An 18,209-nucleotide genomic window follows, 5' to 3' on the forward strand; every position below is an offset into this window, starting at 1 on the left:
GCGGTAGTTCAGTCGGTTAGAATACCGGCCTGTCACGCCGGGGGTCGCGGGTTCGAGTCCCGTCCGCTGCGCCATATCTGCCTCAAGGCCCACTGAACGCCTTGGAGCTACGAAGAAAGTTACTGCTAAAGCCAGTGCCTACTTCGAGTCGATAGCAAAGACCCTGGTCGAAAGACCGGGGTTTTTTGTGCCTGCGATTTGGCTTTTCTCCTTGTCTTCGCAACCAAGGGCATTTGCATCTGCCAGCCAAATGCCGCCGCGTGTCTAATTCTTCCTCCTCTCGACGATATCCCGCCATAAACGCCCAGCCCTGACTAGCCGGTGGCTGCGTGGCAGAAACCCCTGTCTTTCATTCGCGTAGTCAAATTTTTCCTGGGGGCAAAACGCATAAAGGGCTTGGTTTGAAGTATCAACACTAATTAGAATGAGTCGCATTTAAAATATTTCTTCGCGCAGGGTTCCTTTAGATGAGTGATGCAGCGATGCCGGCGGCGCAAACCTTTCACGACCTGTACCGCGACCATCGTGGCTGGCTCGAAAGCTGGTTGAGACGACGCATGAGCAATGGCCATGATGCGGCGGACTTGAGCCAGGATACGTTCGTGCGTTTACTCGCCAGCTCCCAGCACATCGCTGACCTGCAAGAACCCCGCGCCTATCTGGCGACCGTCGGCAAGCGACTGCTCACCAACTTCTATAAGCGCCGCAGCCTCGAACAGGCCTACCTCAGTGCGCTGGCGCTGCTGCCTGAGGATTGCGTGCCGTCTCCCGAGCAACGCTGGTTGCTGCTGGAAACCCTGCAAGCCCTGGATGAGTTGCTCGATGGATTGCCGACCGCGGTGCGACGAGCGTTTCTCTGGAGCCAGTTGGAGGGTTTGGGTTATCACGAGATTGCTGAACGCCTGCAAGTCTCGGAGCGCACAATCAAGCGCTACATGGCGCAAGCCTATGAGCATTGCCTGCTGGTGGAATTGTGATCGGTTCGCCACCTTCGGCTGAAGCCCGGCAAGTCGTGCGGGCCGCCGCTCAATGGCTGGCGCTTATGGAGTCAGGCGCCGCCAACGAGCGCGATCGTGCCAATCTGCAGCACTGGCGTGACAGCCACCCTAGTCACGAACAAGCCTGGCAGAAAGCCCAGCTCTTGCGTCAACGCTTTGCCGACCTGCCGTCGGCACTGGCCATGGCCAGCCTGGATCGGCCGCAGACGAGTCGGCGCACGGTGCTCAAGCGCGCCGTGGGGGCGGTGGCGTTTGTGCCAACTGTCTGGCTGATCAGCCGGCAGCTACCTCTGGATGTCTGGCGCGCTGACCTGCGAACCGCGACCGGGGAGGGCAAAAAAGTCCAGTTGGCCGATGGCAGCTCGCTGCAATTGAATACCGCGAGTGCCGTCGATATCGACCTGAAGAATCGGCGACTGACACTCGTGGAAGGCGAAATAGCGCTGAAGGTGCCTGGCACATCGCCACTGACGATCCAGACGCACTTCGGGCAAGTGGTCGTCAGTCAGAGCGAAGTGTGCGTTCGTCAGGGGCAGACGGGGTGCAAGGTTTCAGTGCTTAAAGGTGCGGTGCAATTGCAGCCGTTGCGCGGACCGGTCTTTTCATTGCGTGCAGGTCAGCAAGTCAGCCTTCAGGCGATGGGGGCGGGGCGCACCGAACCTTTCGATGTGCTTGCTCCAGGCTGGCGCGACGGCGTGTTGATGGCGCAGAACCAGCCTCTGGGCGATTTTCTGCGCGAACTCAGCACCCATCGGCCGGGATTGTTGCGCTGGGAACCGGAGCTCGAATCCCTGCGCGTCACCGGCAGTTTCCGTCTGGAAGACACCGATCGCATCCTGACGTTGCTGGCCGCCAGCTTGCCGCTGGAAGTGCAGAGGCGAACCCGTTACTGGGTCACGTTACTGCCGCGTAAAAATAATGTCTGAAGCTTGTCCCCTTTTTTCGCGTCGCTTGTCATTCAAGGCAAGTGAAACGAAATCAGAGAGATTCTCAATGCCCGTAGTGATGCCTTGCAATTCGCGTCTGGGTTCTTCCAGGTTGCGCCCGTTGTTGCACTTGAGTCTGATGCTGAGTCTGAGTGCCTGTCCGTTGTTCATCACTGCCGGTTGGGCCGAAGACGCGCCTCGACGCAGTTACCAGGTGCCGGCAGGAAGCCTCAGTGCAGCGCTGACCCGTTTCGCCGGTCTGGCCGGGGTCAATCTGTCGGTGGACCCGGCGCTGGTGGGCAGTCGCACCAGCCCTGGTCTTTCCGGCGAGTATGCGGTCGAGGAGGGCTTTGCCCGACTCTTGCAGGGTTCCGGTCTGCAACTGCAGCCAGTGGGTGAAGAGGCGTACATCCTGACCCTGGCGCCAGAAGGCGGCAGCCTGCAACTGGGCGCCACCTCGATTGTCGGTGCCACTGACTCGGAGCACGGTGATCCGTATGTCGGCGGCCAGGTCGCGCGTCGCGGGTCGCAAGGCTTGCTGGGCTCGAAAGACTTTATGGAAACGCCGTTCAGCATGACCACCTACACCAGCGAGGTGGTCAAAAACCAGCAGGCGCGTACCTTGGGCGACCTGATCGCCAGCGATCCTTCGGTTCGTGTCACCAACCCGGCGGGTGGGCGCTATGAGCAGTTCACCATTCGAGGGTTGAGCCTGTTCAACAGTGATGTTTCCTACAACGGCCTCTACGGCGTGCTGCCGACCTATACGATCGACATGGAGATGGCTGACCGCGTCGATGTCATCAAGGGCCCGACCCAGCTGATCAACGGCATCTCGCCGCGGGGCAGCGTGGGCGGCGGGATCAACGTGGTGCCCAAGCGCGCGACCGACAAACCTATCACTTCGTTTACCGGTATGTACGCTTCCGACAGCCAGGTCGGTGGTGCCGTGGATGTCGGCCGGCGCTTTGGTGAAGACAACAAGTTCGGTCTTCGTTTCAACGGCGTGAAGCAGTCCGGCGACACCGAATGGGATCACCAGAATGTCGACCGCGAGATGGCCGTGCTGGGCCTGGATTTTCGCGGTGAACGCCTGCGACTCTCGACAGACATTGGGCGCACCGAGCGGGATACCGACGCACCGCAGGAGCGCGTACAGGTTGGCCCTAACGCGCAGGTGCCGCATGCCAGCGATGTGCGACGCAACTATGCGCAGCCCTGGAGCAAGGCGAGCACCAACGACACGTTCGGCACGGTGAACGCTGAATTCGATGTCAACGACTCCGTCATGTTGTACGGCGGCGTGGGCGCGCGCAAAAGTAACCATGAATTCCTCCGACATGCCGTTTCAGTCATCAACGACGCCGGCAATTTCAGCGTTCTACCCCGTGACTTCACCCGTGACGAAAATGTCCGCACGGCCACGGCGGGTGTGCGCAACTGGTTCCGTACCGGCCCGGTAAGCCATGAAGTCAACCTGGCCGCCAGCTATTACTACATGGACTTCGAAAATGGCGGCGCCCGTTATGCCGCGGGCAACAGCAACATTTATAACCCCGTTGAAACACCAACGCCTGGCAGGCCCACGCGACAGGATTCGGAGGTCTATACCGAGAACCGGTCCACCGGCGTGGCGTTGTCCGACACCCTGGGTTTCTTCGATGACCGCTTGCTGCTGACCCTCGGCGCCCGCTGGCAGCGCGTGAAGGTTGACGACTGGACCGATAACGTCAGAGGCGATACCGCTTACGACGAGGAAAAGGTTTCGCCGTCGGGCGGCATCCTGTTCAAGGCAACCGACAAGCTGTCGCTGTATGCCAACTACATGGAAGGCCTGAGCCAAGGCAAGATCGCGCCGTCGACCTCGATTAACGAGGACCAGATCTTCCCGCCGTTCATCAGCCGCCAGGTCGAAGTCGGTGCCAAGTACGACGCCGGTGCGTTCGCCGTCACCGCCGCCGTGTTCCGGATCAAGCAGCCGGCCTACGAGACCAATGCCACGACCCGCGTTTTCGGCCCCAACGGCAAGCGTGAGAACACGGGTGTGGAACTGAGTATGTTCGGTGAGCCACTCGATGGCTTCCGCCTGCTCGGCGGCGTCATGTACATCGACAGCGAGTTGAATGACACCACCAATGGCACCTTCGACGGCAACCGGGCACCGGCCACGCCGAAATACAACGTCAACCTGGGCGCCGAGTGGGACGTGCCGACTGTTCAGGGCCTGACCCTGACCAGTCGCGGCATCTATTCCAGTTCGCAGTACCTGGACCAGTCCAACAACAAGGAAATCGACTCCTGGGAGCGTTTCGACGTGGGCGCACGCTATGCGTTCAAGGTCGAGGAAAAGAACATCACCCTGCGTGCCAATGTCGAGAACGTGGCGGACAAGCGCTACTGGAGTTCGGCCGGAGCCTCAGATGACAGCGAGCCTGGCTTGACGCTGTCGACCCCGCGCACCTACCTGCTTTCGGCGACCGTCGACTTCTGATTCACCCGTGTCATGCGCCCCAGGGAGCGGGGCGCCATTGTTGGATGACCTGATTCGTATAGAGGAAGGACATATGCACACCCTCAGTTAATGAACAATCAAGACACTTGCGTATAAGTCGCTATTTGTCGATAGCCTATATATAAGTTGTCAGTAACATTACAAGATCATGGCCAGACATTGGCACTTCCGGAATTCATACCAGGTTTATTAACTTGGTTTTTTGCGTGCCTGATTATTTTTAAAGTAGTTCAAATCGCTATATGTAAATTTCCAAATCGGTAGTAAGAATTAGTTGCAACAACTCTCAAATGAGAATAAGTTGCATATCGAATTTAACGAGGGTGAAGCGATGTTGAATGATGGCGTATTGCACTCTAATCCTTTGCAAAAGACCAATGCCGACTATTTGGCTCGACAAAGCAAGTTCGAATCTAATGTACGCAGTTATCCACGCAAGTTGCCGCTGGCCATTGCCAAGGCGCACGGGCTCTGGGTGACCGATGTCGAGGGCAATACTTACCTCGACTGCCTGGCCGGCGCCGGCACTTTGGCCCTGGGGCACAATCATCCGGCCGTCATGGCCAGCCTCGACAGCTTCCTCGCCTCAGGCCTGCCGATGCACACGCTGGACCTGACCACCGCGGTCAAGGACGCTTTCAGCGAAACCCTGCTCAGCCTGTTGCCGAACCAGGGCCGCGATTACTGCCTGCAATTTTGCGGGCCGTCCGGGGCGGATGCGGTGGAGGCTGCGCTGAAACTGGCCAAGACCTATACCGGGCGCAACAACATCATCAGTTTCTCCGGGGCCTACCATGGCATGACCCACGGCGCCCTGGCCCTGACCGGCAACACGGCGCCGAAAAATGCCATCGCCAGCCTGATGCCCGGGGTGCAGTTCATGCCGTACCCCCACGAATACCGTTGCCCACTGGGCATTGGCGGTGAGGCCGGGGTCGAGGCCTTGACCCACTATTTCACCCAGTTCATCGAAGACGTTGAAAGCGGCGTGTCACTGCCCGCGGCGGTGATCCTTGAAGCGGTGCAGGGTGAGGGCGGGGTCAACTGTGCCCCGGCGGGCTGGCTGCGGGCGATCCGTGAGGTGACGCGCAAGCACGGCATCCTGCTGATCCTCGACGAAGTGCAGACCGGTTTCGGTCGCACCGGCAAGATGTTTGCCTTCGAACACGCCGGCATCGAGCCGGACCTGATCGTCATGTCGAAAGCGGTCGGTGGCGGTTTGCCCATGGCGGTGCTGGGCATCCGTCGTGAATTCGACGCCTGGGAGCCAGGCAATCACGCCGGGACGTTCCGTGGCAACCAGATGGCCATGGCCGCGGGGCTGGCCACGTTGCAAGTGCTGCAACAGCAAAACCTCGCCGCCCAGGCCGAGCGCCAGGGCCAGTGGCTCAAGGACCGACTGGTCGAGTTGCAGGCGCATTATCCAGCCCTCGGCCAAGTGCGCGGTCGTGGCCTGATGCTGGGCATCGAGATCGTCGATGAGCGCCAGCCGGCTGATCGCCACGGGCATTTCCCGACGGACCCGGCGCTGGCCGTGGCCATTCAGCAACAGTGCTTCAAACAAGGCCTGTTGCTGGAACGCGGCGGTCGCAAGGGCAATGTCATCCGCTTGTTGCCGCCCTTGATTATCGACGATGAACAATGCCAGCAAGTCATCCAGCGTTTTGATAATGCAATGGCGGCAGCGTTATTGCAGTTGCGCCCTTGAATGAGTCAATCGAAGTTGCGCTGGCAGTCTGTCGAATCACTGTTTGATGGCAGTGCTGCGAGTAACTTTGATGTTCATCTGATTGTTTAAAAAGGTTCAATGAAGTGATGTCGTTACGTGGGGTTTCGTCGGCTGTTAAACAGATCGATCAGCAACTAATTTCTTCGCCATATAACGTGTCCAGTGGCCTCGCGGGCTATTGTGGAGCACCCATGAATCATCCAGATCGCAGTGTTTTATCGAATATGGTCAGTGAGTTGGCGACGACGCGCGCGTTGCTTAATTGTTTGATCAAAGAGTTCGCCTTGCCGGAAAACTGCCTCAGTTACAGTTGGCCGACACAGATGCAAGGTATCCCCCCGGGCAGTTACCTCGAGGGCCTGGAATGGAAGGGCATTCCCCTGACCATCAGCCTGCCCAACCAGCAGCAGTTCTTTGTGATGGTGGACCGCCGTGATGGTCTGGGCAGTCACCGTTACCTGTCGGACGTTTATGCCCGGCGTGGCGAGGGCGACTGGTCGTGCCTGAGATTCACCGAATTCGTCGAGCAGTTGCTCGCGGCCTGCGAACACATGACCCGTGCCAGCAATGATGAGTTGCTGGATCAGGTGTTGCAAAGCCAGTTGCTGACCGCGGCCATCGTCGGCCACAACATGGACGGTCAGCACCCGGCACCGCTCAGTGGTTACCTCGCCAGCGAACAGGGCTTGTGGTTCGGTCATCCGAACCACCCGGCACCCAAGGCGCGCCTGTGGCCAGCGCATCTGGCCCAGGAAACCTACGCCCCGGAATTCCAGGCTCGCACGCCGTTGCACCTGTTCGAGGTGCCGCTGGAAGGATTGAACGTCGGGGCCAACGGCCTGAGCAAGGCCCAAGTGCTGGCCGGTTTTGCCGATCAAGCGCAGGCACGGCCAGGGCGCGCGGTTATCTGCATGCATCCGGTGCAGGCGCAGTTGTTCATGCAGGATGGCCGGGTTCAGCGTTTGTTGAAATCCGCGGCCATTGTCGATCTTGGCGCCACAGGGCTGATGGCCAACCCCACGGCGTCCATCCGAACCTGGTACATCGAGGGCCATGAGTTCTTCATCAAGGGCTCGCTGAACGTGCGCATCACCAACTGCGTCAGGAAAAACGCCTGGTACGAACTGGAAAGCGCACTGATGATCGACCGGGTCTTTCGTAACCTCCAATTGACCCAACCCGAAACTCTGGGCGGGCTGTCGGTGGTGGCTGAGCCGGGCAACCTGAGCTGGGCGCCGCAACAGGCCAGCGAAGCCGATAACCACTGGTTCCGCGAACAGACCGGGGCAATCCTGCGGGAAAACTTCTGCCTCGACACCGGCACCGACTGCAGCATCATGGCCGGTACGTTGTTCGCTCGTGGCCTGCATTTGCCGCCGTTGGTGCATGAGTTCCTGAGCCGGTTCAACGGCAATGACATCGACGATCAAACGCTGTTGAGCTGGTTCGACGACTATCAGGCGCTGTTGCTACGGCCGGTGCTGGCACTGTTCTTCAACCACGGCATCGTCATGGAACCGCACTTGCAGAACAGCGTGCTGGTGCATGACAACGGTCGCCCGCAACGCTTGCTGCTGCGGGATTTCGAAGGGGTCAAACTGACCGACGAACTGGGGGCCTCGCGGATCGATGCAGACGTTCACCCACGGGTGCGCGAGTCGCTGCTGTATTCTCGCCAGCAAGGCTGGAATCGCATCGTCTATTGTCTGTTCGTCAACAACTTGTCCGAGGCTGTACTGGCCTTGAGTTGGGAACGTCCGCACCTGGCGCCGCTGATGTGGCAACGGGTGGAGCAGCAATTGGTCAGCATCCGCGCCGAATTGACCCGCGCTGCGCCGGAGCTGGATGCCCTGATCGCCGGTCAGCCGATTGCCTGCAAAACCAACCTGAAAGTCCGCCTCGCAGCCAAGGCCGATCGCCAGGCCAGCTACGTCAGTCTGGTGTCCCCGTGGGGCAAGGAAGCCAAGCATGGATAAGTTGCCCGAAACGGTATTGGCCGCCATCGACGAAGCCCGCGTTCAACACGAAGATCCGCTGGCGCTGTTCATCTATGACCTGGACGCGCTGAAACAGCACGTGACGCAGGTGATGGCGGCGCTGCCCGACGGCGTGGAGCTTTACTACGCGATCAAGGCCAACAGCGAACCGCAAATCCTCGCCGCCGTGGCGCCCTTGGTGCATGGCTTCGAGATCTCTTCCGGCGGCGAGATCGATCGCCTCCAAGCCTGCCCGACGCGCAAGCCATTCATCTTCTCCGGCCCCGGCAAACTGGATTCCGATCTGCGTTCGGCGCTGCAACATCAGGTCGAAGCGATTCACATCGAAAGCCTGAATGAGATCGTCCGCCTGCAACGGTTGGCACTGGAAGCGGGGCGCGTGCAAGACGTCTTGCTGCGGATCAATCCTGAACTGCCGTCACCACTCTCCAGCAAACTGGCGATGGCCGGCACGGCGACACCGTTCGGGATCGATGAGTCGCAACTGGCTCAGGCGGTGAGTTGGGTCGATAACGCCAGCCACCTGCGGCTCAAGGGCTTCCATGTGCATGCGATGTCCCATCAGTCGCTGGTGGAACGCCATGAACAATTGCTCGATCTGTACTTGCAGCGCTGGCCGCAATGGAAGGCGTTGTCGGCCGATCCCGCAGCGGTCACTCACCTCAACGTGGGCGGTGGCATCGGCGTCAATTACCTCGGGCCGCAGCAATTCGACTGGCAGCGCTTGTGTACGCATTTGGCGCAGAGCCTTGCCGCCTGTGCCGATGCGCCCATCGTGCGCTTTGAGCCCGGTCGTTTCATCAGCGCCTTCTGCGGCTATTACGCCATTGAAGTGCTGGACAGGAAAACCAGTCACGGCAAGCACTTCCTGGTCTGTCGGGGCGGCACTCATCAGTTCCGTTTGCCGGTTGCCCAGGGCCATGATCACCCGGTCATTCATCTGCCCCGGCATCGCGTCACGTCAACAGCGCCACAACAGCAGTGGACGGTCGTTGGGCAACTCTGTACGCCCAAGGATGTGCTGAGCCGCGATTGCCCGCTCACGGAGGTGGAGATCGGCGACATGCTGGTACTGCCCCTGGCCGGTGCCTATGGCTACAACATCTCCCACGCCGATTTCCTCTGTCATCCGCGACCACCGCAGGTGTTTGTGCAAGAAGCCGGAGTCGCACCGTGGGATTGACGTTTGCCGTGCCGCGCTGGTTGGTGGTGGTCAACGTGCTGTTGGGCACGTTGACGGTCAGCCTGAACAACAGCTCGCTGAATCCGGCGTTGCCAGCGTTCATGGAGGCCTTTGATATCGGCCCGCTGTTGGCCACCTGGATCGTGGCCGCGTTCATGGTGAGCATGGGCATGACCATGCCGCTCACCAGTTTTCTCAGCCAGCGGGTGGGGCGCAAATCCCTTTATTTGTGGGGCGTGGCGTTGTTTGTCTGCGGTTCGCTGCTAGGGGCGTTGGCCAACTCCATCGCGCTGGTGATTGCCGCGCGCGTGGTGCAAGGCATTGCCAGCGGGCTGATGATTCCGCTGTCGCTGGCGATCATTTTTTCGGTGTATGCCAAGGGCGAGCGGGGCAGGGTCACCGGCCTGTGGGGGGCGGCGGTCATGTTGGCGCCGGCGTTGGGGCCCTTGTGCGGGAGCCTGATGCTGGAGTGGTTCAGTTGGCGCTCGCTGTTCCTGATGAATGTGCCGATTGGCCTGTTGGCGCTGATCCTTGGCGTCGGCGTGCTGCCGGCTTGCGAAGCATTGGAACGCAAACCTTTCGACCTGGCGGGTTACCTGTTGATCGCGACGGGCATCGGCCTGCTGATGATTGCCGTTGGCCGCCTGCGCCATGCCGAGGCCCTCACTGATCCGCTCAACCTCGGCATGCTGCTGACAGCCATTGTGTGTCTGGTCGCGTTTGTTCGACTGGAACTGAACCGGACTTCGCCGCTGCTCAACCTGCGCATCTTTGCCCTGCGCGGTTATCGCTTGAGCGTGATCATCGCCGTGGTGCAGTCGGTCGGCATGTTCGAATGCCTGGTGCTGCTGCCGCTGCTGGTGCAAGTGGTGATGGGCTACAGCGCTATCTGGACCGGCCTGTCGCTGCTGTGCACGGCGTTGTTCGCCAGCCTGTTCGGGCATCTGGGCGGCAAGTGGCTGGACCGTCACGGCCCGCGCGGCGTGGTGTTCTGGGGGTTGCTGCTGACCGGGGGCGCCACGCTGGGATTGGGCATGCTGGGGGCTGGCGCTTCAATCGGTGTGGTGTTTTTCCTGATGATGGTCCGCGGCGCCGGGCTGGGCCTGTCCTACATCCCCATCACCACCGCCGGGCTCGATGCGCTGCCGGAACCGATGGTCACTCAAGGCGCGGCGATGAACAACATTTCCCGTCGTCTCGTCTCGTCGCTGGCCATCGTGATTGCGTCCCTGTGGCTGGAACTCCGGCTGACTGCCGAGACCGGGGGCGGGGTGGCTTCGATGGCCAGTTCGGGGGCGATCAGCGAGGTCTTCATGGCCACCGGCATCCTCATCCTGCTGGCATTGCCCTGTGCCTGGCGTTTTCCCGTTCACGCATCCGACGAGCCGGCCGAGGCATTGCCCTCGGCCCTCGAACACCGTTAATTCTTTCACGGACAAGGTTATGACTATGGCGACTTCTTCACAGGCAACACAACAGGCTGCGGATTCTGCGCCAGGCGTCTGGCTGGCGACGGCCGATCCGCGCCACTATCAGCAAGTGGAACAGCGCGTGGTGGGTCAACTGCTGCAAACGCTGTTGTATGAAAACGTCTTGCCGTATCGCCATTCGCCCCTCGATGGCGGCCAGTACCGTTTTGTTGTCAGCGGTATCGACGCGCAGCAACAACCGGTGGAGTACCACTGCAATGGATTGCTCAGCGAAAGCTTCGAGCTGATCCGCGTCGACTATGCCAGCCTCGAACGCGTTGACGCGTTGGGCGCACGCCGCCGGCCGCACCTCCATCAAGCATTGGCGGAGCTGCTGAGCGAACTCCAGGACAGCCCGCACCTGCCACGCTTCACCCATGAGCTTGAACAAACGATGCTCAAGGATCTGCAATCGCGCAGTCAGGGTTATCAAGCGGCCAAGCCATCCCATCAACTGGACGTCGATGCGCTGGAACAGCACTTCATGGACGCCCACAGCTATCACCCTTGCTACAAATCGCGCATCGGCTTCTCGCTGAAAGACAACGCGAGCTACGGACCGGAATTTGCCGCGCCTGTTGCCATCGTCTGGCTGGCAGTGGCGAAAACCTGCGGGGCGATGAACATCTCGCGGCACCTGAATTACGACGATTTTATCCAGCAGGAATTCGGACTTCAGCGCTGGCAGGAACTGGCTGAAAGCCTCACCGATCAAGGCAAGGCGATGGGCGATTACTGGCTGATGCCGGTGCACCCGTGGCAGTGGGAAAACATCATCGTTCCGGTGTTCTACCCGGAGCTGGTCAGCGGCGAAGTGATCCATCTGGGCACCACCAATGACCGGTATCAGGCGCAACAGTCGATCCGCACCCTGGCCAACGTTACGGAGAAAAAGCGGCCTTACGTCAAGCTCGCGCTGAGCATGACCAACACCTCCAGCACGCGAATTCTGGCCCGGCATACGGTGATGAACGGCCCGATCATCACCGACTGGTTGCAGCAGTTGATCGGCAGCGACAGCACCGCCCGCGACCTTGGCTTTGTGATTCTCGGCGAAGTGGTCGGCGTCAGCTTTGATTACGATCACCTGCCCGCCACGCGGATGTCCCAGGCCTACGGCACGATGGGCAGCCTATGGCGCGAGAGCATTCACCAATACCTGCAAGACGACGAGCAAGCGGTGCCGTTCAATGGTTTGAGCTCCGTGGACAACCGCTACGGCAGCGGTGAACAGAAGCCGTTTATCGATGCCTGGATCAAGCAATACGGCCTGCACGCCTGGACCCGCCAACTGCTGCAAGTCGCGGTGTCGCCGATCATTCACATGCTCTACGCCGAAGGCATCGGCATGGAATCCCATGGGCAGAACATCGTTCTGATCGTGAAGCAGGGCTGGCCGCAACGTATCGCCCTGAAAGACTTCCATGACGGCGTGCGCTATTCGCCGCAACACCTCGGTCGCCCCGAGCTGTGCCCGACCCTGGTGCCGCTGCCCGCCAGCCACGCCAAGCTCAATCGCAACTCGTTCATCCTCACCGACGACCTGGATGCGGTCCGGGATTTTTCCTGTGATTCATTCTTTTTCATCGCCCTGGCCGAGATGGCGATCTTCCTGCATCAGCACTATCAGCTCGAAGAGGCCCTGTTCTGGCAGATGACTGCCGAGGTCATCACGGCTTACCAGGCTGAACATCCGCAACACCGTCCGCGTTATGCCGCGTTTGATGTGTTTGCGCCGTTCTATGAAGTGGAAGAGCTGACCAAACGCCGACTGCTGGGCGACGGCGAACGTCGTTTCAAATCGGTGCCGAATCCGCTGCACGCGTTCCGGCCGCAATCATGCTGAGGACCAATCTGCTCAAGCAGAAGCTCAGGACAGGTGAGCCGGTCTACGGCCTGATCAGCTCGATTCCGTCGCCAGCGGCCATCGAACTGATTGCCGAAGCCTGTTTCGATTTTGTGATCATCGATATGGAACACGTGCTGATCAATCCCGAGACCGTGGAGAACATGATCCGCACCGCCGAAAGTTACGCGCTGACGCCGCTGGTGCGGGTGTCGGATCTCAACCCGAAAACCCTGCTGCGCCTGCTCGATGGCGGCGCCCAGGGCATTGTGTTGCCGATGATCGAAGGCCCCGAGCCTTTGGCCGAAAGCATTCGAGCCTGCAAATACCACCCGCAGGGCACCCGCAGCCTGAATGCCGGGCGCCCCGGTGCGTTTGGCAAACACAGTCTGGCGGAGTACGTCACGCTGGCCAACGAGCAAATCATGGTCGTGGCGATGATCGAAAGTGCCGAAGGTGTGCGGCGCGCGGCAGAAATTGCCGCCGTGCCCGGCCTCGACATGATCCTCGAAGGGGCTGCCGATTTGTCGCAATCGATGGGCATGCCCTGGCAGATCGACCGACCGGAGGTGCAGCAAGCGCTGCTCTCCAGTTGGCAAGCGGCGAGTGCCGCAGGCGTGCCGTATTGCGCGATTCCGCGTCAGCCGGGTGACCACCAACGATGGTTGGCGCGCGGCGTAAAAAGTTTTGTTTTGGGTGACGAGCGTGGCATCGCTTTTCGTGCCCTCCAGGCCAAATTGGCCGCCACTTCAGCAGAAGGAAAATAATCGGATGAACTTCACCACAATGGCCGCCGACAAGGTGATGCAGGATCTGGTCGATTGTTTGCTGGCCGAACATTTTTTCGGGGCCGAGCCGCTGAATCTGGTGGCGCCTTCGTCATCGGCCGATCAGCCGTTTACCGGATTGAGCGCCGAACAACGGATCTGGGAATGGCCTATCGATTCCCAAGGTTGCATCGTCATTGCCCTGCGCCCCGGCATTACCCAGCAATGGGAAAAAGTACCGGGCACGCCGGTTTGGGCGCGCCAGAATGACCAGCTGACCGCGCTGTCACCCGAGGCTTTCACGACCCAGGTGTTGGCCGGCATGACTGATCGCTACCCGGACAATGAAAAAGGCTTCGCCCTGTTTCTGGATGTGCTGCGCACCAGCGTCCGGCAAACCGAGTTGTCCCTGGCTCATCGCGTCGACAGCGAACGCTTGCTGGAAAAGAGCAACGCGGACTTCTTCCTGGCGATGGAACAGTGGGCTTCGCTGCGTGATCGTCCCTACCATCCGCTGGCCAAAGCCAAGCAGGGTTTGGACGACGCCGAATATCAGCAATACCAGGCGGAATTCGCCCGGCCGGTGGCGCTCAATTGGGTCGCGGTCGACCGCACGTTGCTGCAATGCGGCGGCGGTGTGACTGACCTGGCGCAGAGCTATCCCGCCCAGTACCTGTTGCCGCCGCCGTTGCAGGCCAACTTGCAACAAGAGTTGCAGCAGCGAGGGATTGCCCACAGCCACATCGCGCTGCCGGTGCACCCGTGGCAGTTTGAACATGTGCTGGAGGCGCAACTTGGCGACGCGTTCGCCAAGGGTGACTGCCATCGCCTGGACTTCAGCGACGCTGATTTCTTCGCCACTTCGTCGTTGCGCTCGATGACGCCGTGCTTCAACAGTGCCGATTACCTCAAGTTGCCGATGGCGATCTATTCGCTGGGCGCTTCGCGTTATCTGCCCGCGGTGAAAATGATCAACGGCGGCTTGAGTGAGGCGTTGCTACGCCAGGCACTGGGCAAGGATCAAACCCTGCAGCAGTCGCTGCACCTGTGCGACGAAACCAAATGGTGGGCATTCATGCCGCCAGACGCGACGCTGTTTGACGAAGCGCCGCGTCACCTGTCGGCCATGGTGCGCGGCTATCCGCCCGCGCTGCTGGAAGATTCGGATACCCGACTGGTGCCCATGGCCGCCCTCGGCACGCCGTTGCCCGGAAGCAATCAACACTTCTTCGATGACTGGATGGCCTACCGTCAACTGCCGGCCAACGCCGCGTCGGTGATGACCCTGTTCCGCGAGCTGTGCCACAGCTTCTTCGATATCAACCTGCGGATGTTCCGCATCGGCATGCTGGGTGAAATTCACGGGCAGAACGCGGTGCTGGTGTGGAAGGCCGGTTACGCCCAGGGCTTGCTGTTGCGCGATCACGATTCGTTGCGCATCTTCGTGCCGTGGCTGGAACGCAACGGTCTGGCGGATCCGGCTTACCGGTTGAAGAAGGGGCACGCCAACACGCTGTACCACGATCGCCCCGAAGACTTGTTGTTCTGGTTGCAGACACTGGGTATTCAGGTCAACCTCCGCGCCATCATCGATACGCTGGCTGAGGTCTACGCATTGCCGGCCACTCAATTGTGGAAGGCGATGGGCGAAGTGCTCAACGAGTTGATCGATACCATCGAATTTGATGCCGAGGCGCGGATCATGATCAAGCACCAGTTATTCGAATCGCCGCACTGGCCGCAGAAGTTGCTGCTCACCCCGATGATCGAGCGCGCGGGCGGCCCCGGCAGCATGCCGTTTGGCAAAGGCCATGTGGTCAACCCGTTTCACAGGCTCGATCGTAATGCCTGAACCGCGACATGAACCCTCCAGGCGCACGCTGTTGCGCCTGTCCCTGGGGGCGCTTGCCCTCAGGTTTTCTGCGCCGGCGTGGTCCGAGACCGGCCCCGCGCCGTTGCGGGTAGTCACCCTGTTTCAGGGCGCCACCGACTGCGCCGTGATGTTGGGCGTGACCCCGTGTGGCGTGGTTGATTCCTGGAGCGAAAAACCGACCTATCGTTATTTGCGCACGGCACTGGAGCAGGTGCCCCATGTCGGACTGGAGACCCAGCCCAGCCTTGAAGACATCGCGCTGCTCAAGCCGGACTTGATCGTTGCCTCGCGCTTTCGCCATGAGCGCATTGCGCCGTTACTCAAGCAGATCGCCCCGGTGCTGATGCTGGAGGAAGTGTTCGAGTTCAAAAAGACCCTGGCGCTGATGGGCGCTGCATTACACCAGCAACAGAGGGCCGACGAGATTTTGAATCGATGGCAGCAGCGCGTGGCACAGCTGTGCGAGCAACTGCGGCAGACATTTGCCGGACGCTGGCCACCCACGGTGTCGATTCTGGACATCCGCGAAGACCACATCCGCAGTTACCTGCCGGCGAGTTTTCCGGGCTCGGTGCTCACCGAGCTGGGGTTCAACTGGAGTGACAGCAGCCGGGAGGCGAGCGGGGTGTCGATCAAGCTCACCAGCAAGGAAAGCCTTGCCGTGGTGAATGCCGATATCTTTTTTGTCTTCCTGCGTGCGCAAAACGCGGCGGTGCAGCGCAACTACGAGAGCCTGGTGCAACACCCGCTGTGGAAGCAGATGCGTGCCCCGCAGCAAGGACAGGTGTGGCAGGTCGATGGCGTCGCGTGGAGTCTGTCGGGCGGGATGTTGGGGGCGAACCTGATGCTCGACGACGTGGCCCGTGTGGCCGCCGCGCAGGTGGCTTCATGAGTCCGGGAGTAAAACTGTGCAGCGCGGGTGTCGTGTTGCTGCTGTGCTGCGTGTTGAGCCTGGCGGTCGGTGCCACCTGGATTCCACTGCCACAGATAGCCGCGGCGTTTGTCGATCCCGACCCGTTGAGCATCAATCATGTGCTGGTGACCACCACGCGCCTGTCGCGCACCCTGATGGCGATTTCCGTAGGCGCCAGCCTGGCGGTCGCGGGCGCACTGATGCAGGCACTGACCCGCAATCCGCTGGCATCACCCGGACTGTTCGGGATCAATGCCGGTGCGACTTTTTTTATCATCCTGTTTTCCTCGATCTTCTCGCTGTCATCCCCGGATGCCTGGCTATGGTCGGCGTTCATTGGCGCTGGCGTGGCGGGTTGCCTGGTGTGGCTGATCGGCAACATGGGGCAAGGCAGTCTCAGTCCGCTGCGCATCGTGCTGGCAGGCGCGGCGATCGCCGCGTTGTTCTCCGCTTTCAGCCAGGCGCTGCTGGTGGTGAATCAGGATGGCCTGGACACGGTGCTGTTCTGGATGGCCGGTTCGTTGACCGAACGCAGCCTGTCGACCGCTGCGCCATTGTTGCTGTGCGCCGTACTCGGGTTGGCGGGGGCGCTGCTGCTGGCCGGGCAGCTCAATGTGCTCAACGCCGGGGAAGAGATTGCCACGGGGCTGGGGCAGCGAACCGGCCTGATCCGGCTGCTGATGAGCGTGCTGGTGATTTGTCTCGCGGGCAGCGCAGTGGCATTGGCCGGCAGCATTGGTTTTATCGGTCTTCTGGTTCCGCACATGGTGCGCAAAGGGTTGTCCATCGACCATCGCTGGTTGCTGCCCGGTTGCGCTCTGCTCGGCGCGATTCTGCTGCTGTTGGCGGATACGCTGTCGCGGGTTTTGATCCTGCCTCAGGAGGTGCCGGTAGGGGTGATGACGGCGCTGTTCGGCGCACCGTTTTTCATCCTGTTGGCCCGGCGTGGAGGTCGTTATGGATAAGGTGGTGACCTGGCGCCGGGGCGGGTATTCCCGGCGGGTCAACCTCTCCACGTGGCTGCGGTTGGCGGCGGCGCTGCTGCTGACGGCGTTGGTGATGCTTGGCTCGTTATCGCTGGGGAAAGTCATCCTTTCGCCCCTTGAGGTGATGCGAATCCTGTTTTCCAGCCAGGACGCCAGCCTGACGTTGATCGTCGAGCAACTGCGCTTTCCACGCATTGTGCTGGCGGCGCTGGTGGGGGCTGCGTTGTCGGTATCCGGGCTGATCCTGCAAAGCATCATCCGCAATCCGCTGGCATCGCCGGACCTGCTGGGCATCACCAGCGGTGCCAGCGCCGCTGCTGTGCTTTATCTGTCGTTCTTGTCCGCGACGTTGGGGCAACAATTTTTGCCTCTGGCCGCAATGCTCGGTGCGGCTCTGGCGACACTGGCCATTTATCTGCTGGCCTGGAAGCAGGGGGCCTCGCCGCTTCGGCTGGTGCTGATCGGCGTGGGCGTCTCGGCGATGTTGACGGCCGCGACCACCTTCATTCTGGTGTTCAGTCCGCTGACCACCACCCTGTCGGCCTACGTCTGGCTGACCGGCAGTGTGTACGGCGCCAGTTGGCCCGAACCGCTGGCGCTGGCTGGCTGGTTGTTGGGCATTTGTCCGCTGCTCGTGCTGCTGGCCCGTCAAGTGATGGTGCAACAGTTGGATGACCATCTGGCCCAGGGCATCGGTGTGCGCGTGCAATGGCTGCGGGCCGGTTTGTTGCTGGTGAGTGTGGCGTTGGCCGGTGCGGCCATTGCCTGGGGTGGCGCGATTGCGTTTGTCGGGCTGATCGCGCCGCATATTGCCAAGCGCCTGGTAGCCCCCGGTTTCGCTGGGCAGGCCGTGATGGCAGCCCTGATTGGCGCAAACCTGGTGATGCTGGCGGACCTGGTCGGACGCACGCTGTTCCTGCCCCTGGATTTGCCGGCCGGGATCTTCGTCGCGGTGCTGGGCACGCCCTTTTTTCTCTATTTGTTGATCAAACAGCGTCATTAAGGAATTC

At 60.7% G+C, this 18,209-nt stretch carries 13 protein-coding genes; all 13 read left to right on the plus strand.

Going from position 1 to position 18,209, the window contains the following annotated elements; translation table 11 throughout:
- Nucleotides 1-467: 467 nt before the first annotated feature.
- The 13 genes from AC3WP4_RS22375 to AC3WP4_RS22435 all read left to right on the plus strand — a co-directional run bounded on the left by AC3WP4_RS22375 (nucleotide 468) and on the right by AC3WP4_RS22435 (nucleotide 18,202).
- Complete coding sequence (locus AC3WP4_RS22375) at nucleotides 468-977, plus strand: sigma-70 family RNA polymerase sigma factor (protein WP_008145604.1); 510 nt, start codon at nucleotides 468-470, stop codon at nucleotides 975-977.
- On the plus strand, nucleotides 974-1,924 hold the full coding sequence (locus tag AC3WP4_RS22380; RefSeq protein ID WP_102615218.1) for a FecR domain-containing protein: 951 nt from the start codon (nucleotides 974-976) through the stop codon (nucleotides 1,922-1,924). The genes AC3WP4_RS22375 and AC3WP4_RS22380 overlap by 4 nt, the downstream gene beginning before the upstream one ends.
- 67 nt (nucleotides 1,925-1,991) lie before the next feature.
- Complete coding sequence (locus tag AC3WP4_RS22385) at nucleotides 1,992-4,415, plus strand: TonB-dependent receptor (RefSeq protein ID WP_102615217.1); 2,424 nt, start codon at nucleotides 1,992-1,994, stop codon at nucleotides 4,413-4,415.
- A gap of 352 nt (nucleotides 4,416-4,767) precedes the next feature.
- Nucleotides 4,768-6,144 carry a diaminobutyrate--2-oxoglutarate transaminase gene (locus AC3WP4_RS22390; protein ID WP_102615251.1) on the plus strand — a complete coding sequence of 459 codons (1,377 nt, stop codon included), beginning with the start codon at nucleotides 4,768-4,770 and terminating at the stop codon, nucleotides 6,142-6,144.
- Between the two features lie 212 nt (nucleotides 6,145-6,356).
- Complete coding sequence (locus AC3WP4_RS22395; RefSeq protein ID WP_074875257.1) at nucleotides 6,357-8,141, plus strand: IucA/IucC family protein; 1,785 nt, start codon at nucleotides 6,357-6,359, stop codon at nucleotides 8,139-8,141.
- On the plus strand, nucleotides 8,134-9,345 hold the full coding sequence (locus tag AC3WP4_RS22400; protein WP_102615216.1) for a type III PLP-dependent enzyme: 1,212 nt from the start codon (nucleotides 8,134-8,136) through the stop codon (nucleotides 9,343-9,345). The genes AC3WP4_RS22395 and AC3WP4_RS22400 overlap by 8 nt, the downstream gene beginning before the upstream one ends.
- Complete coding sequence (locus tag AC3WP4_RS22405) at nucleotides 9,342-10,769, plus strand: DHA2 family efflux MFS transporter permease subunit (protein WP_074880586.1); 1,428 nt, start codon at nucleotides 9,342-9,344, stop codon at nucleotides 10,767-10,769. Before AC3WP4_RS22400 ends, AC3WP4_RS22405 begins: the two co-directional genes overlap by 4 nt.
- 25 nt (nucleotides 10,770-10,794) lie before the next feature.
- Nucleotides 10,795-12,660: an IucA/IucC family protein gene (locus tag AC3WP4_RS22410; protein ID WP_371916939.1), complete on the plus strand. Its 1,866-nt coding sequence runs from the start codon at nucleotides 10,795-10,797 to the stop codon at nucleotides 12,658-12,660.
- Complete coding sequence (locus tag AC3WP4_RS22415) at nucleotides 12,654-13,427, plus strand: HpcH/HpaI aldolase family protein (RefSeq protein ID WP_173860488.1); 774 nt, start codon at nucleotides 12,654-12,656, stop codon at nucleotides 13,425-13,427. The genes AC3WP4_RS22410 and AC3WP4_RS22415 overlap by 7 nt, the downstream gene beginning before the upstream one ends.
- Before the next feature lie 4 nt (nucleotides 13,428-13,431).
- A complete protein-coding gene (locus AC3WP4_RS22420) occupies nucleotides 13,432-15,279 on the plus strand; it encodes an IucA/IucC family protein (RefSeq protein WP_102615214.1) in 1,848 nt (615 codons plus the stop codon).
- Nucleotides 15,272-16,192 (plus strand): ABC transporter substrate-binding protein, encoded by a 921-nt coding sequence (locus tag AC3WP4_RS22425; protein WP_102615213.1) that lies wholly within the window; start codon nucleotides 15,272-15,274, stop codon nucleotides 16,190-16,192. The genes AC3WP4_RS22420 and AC3WP4_RS22425 overlap by 8 nt, the downstream gene beginning before the upstream one ends.
- Nucleotides 16,189-17,178 (plus strand): FecCD family ABC transporter permease, encoded by a 990-nt coding sequence (locus AC3WP4_RS22430; RefSeq protein ID WP_102615212.1) that lies wholly within the window; start codon nucleotides 16,189-16,191, stop codon nucleotides 17,176-17,178. Before AC3WP4_RS22425 ends, AC3WP4_RS22430 begins: the two co-directional genes overlap by 4 nt.
- Nucleotides 17,171-18,202, plus strand: coding sequence for a FecCD family ABC transporter permease (locus tag AC3WP4_RS22435; RefSeq protein WP_102615211.1), 1,032 nt, complete (start codon nucleotides 17,171-17,173; stop codon nucleotides 18,200-18,202). Before AC3WP4_RS22430 ends, AC3WP4_RS22435 begins: the two co-directional genes overlap by 8 nt.
- Nucleotides 18,203-18,209 lie beyond the last annotated feature (7 nt).

It is taken from the genome of Pseudomonas sp. FW305-20, from assembly GCF_058788075.1.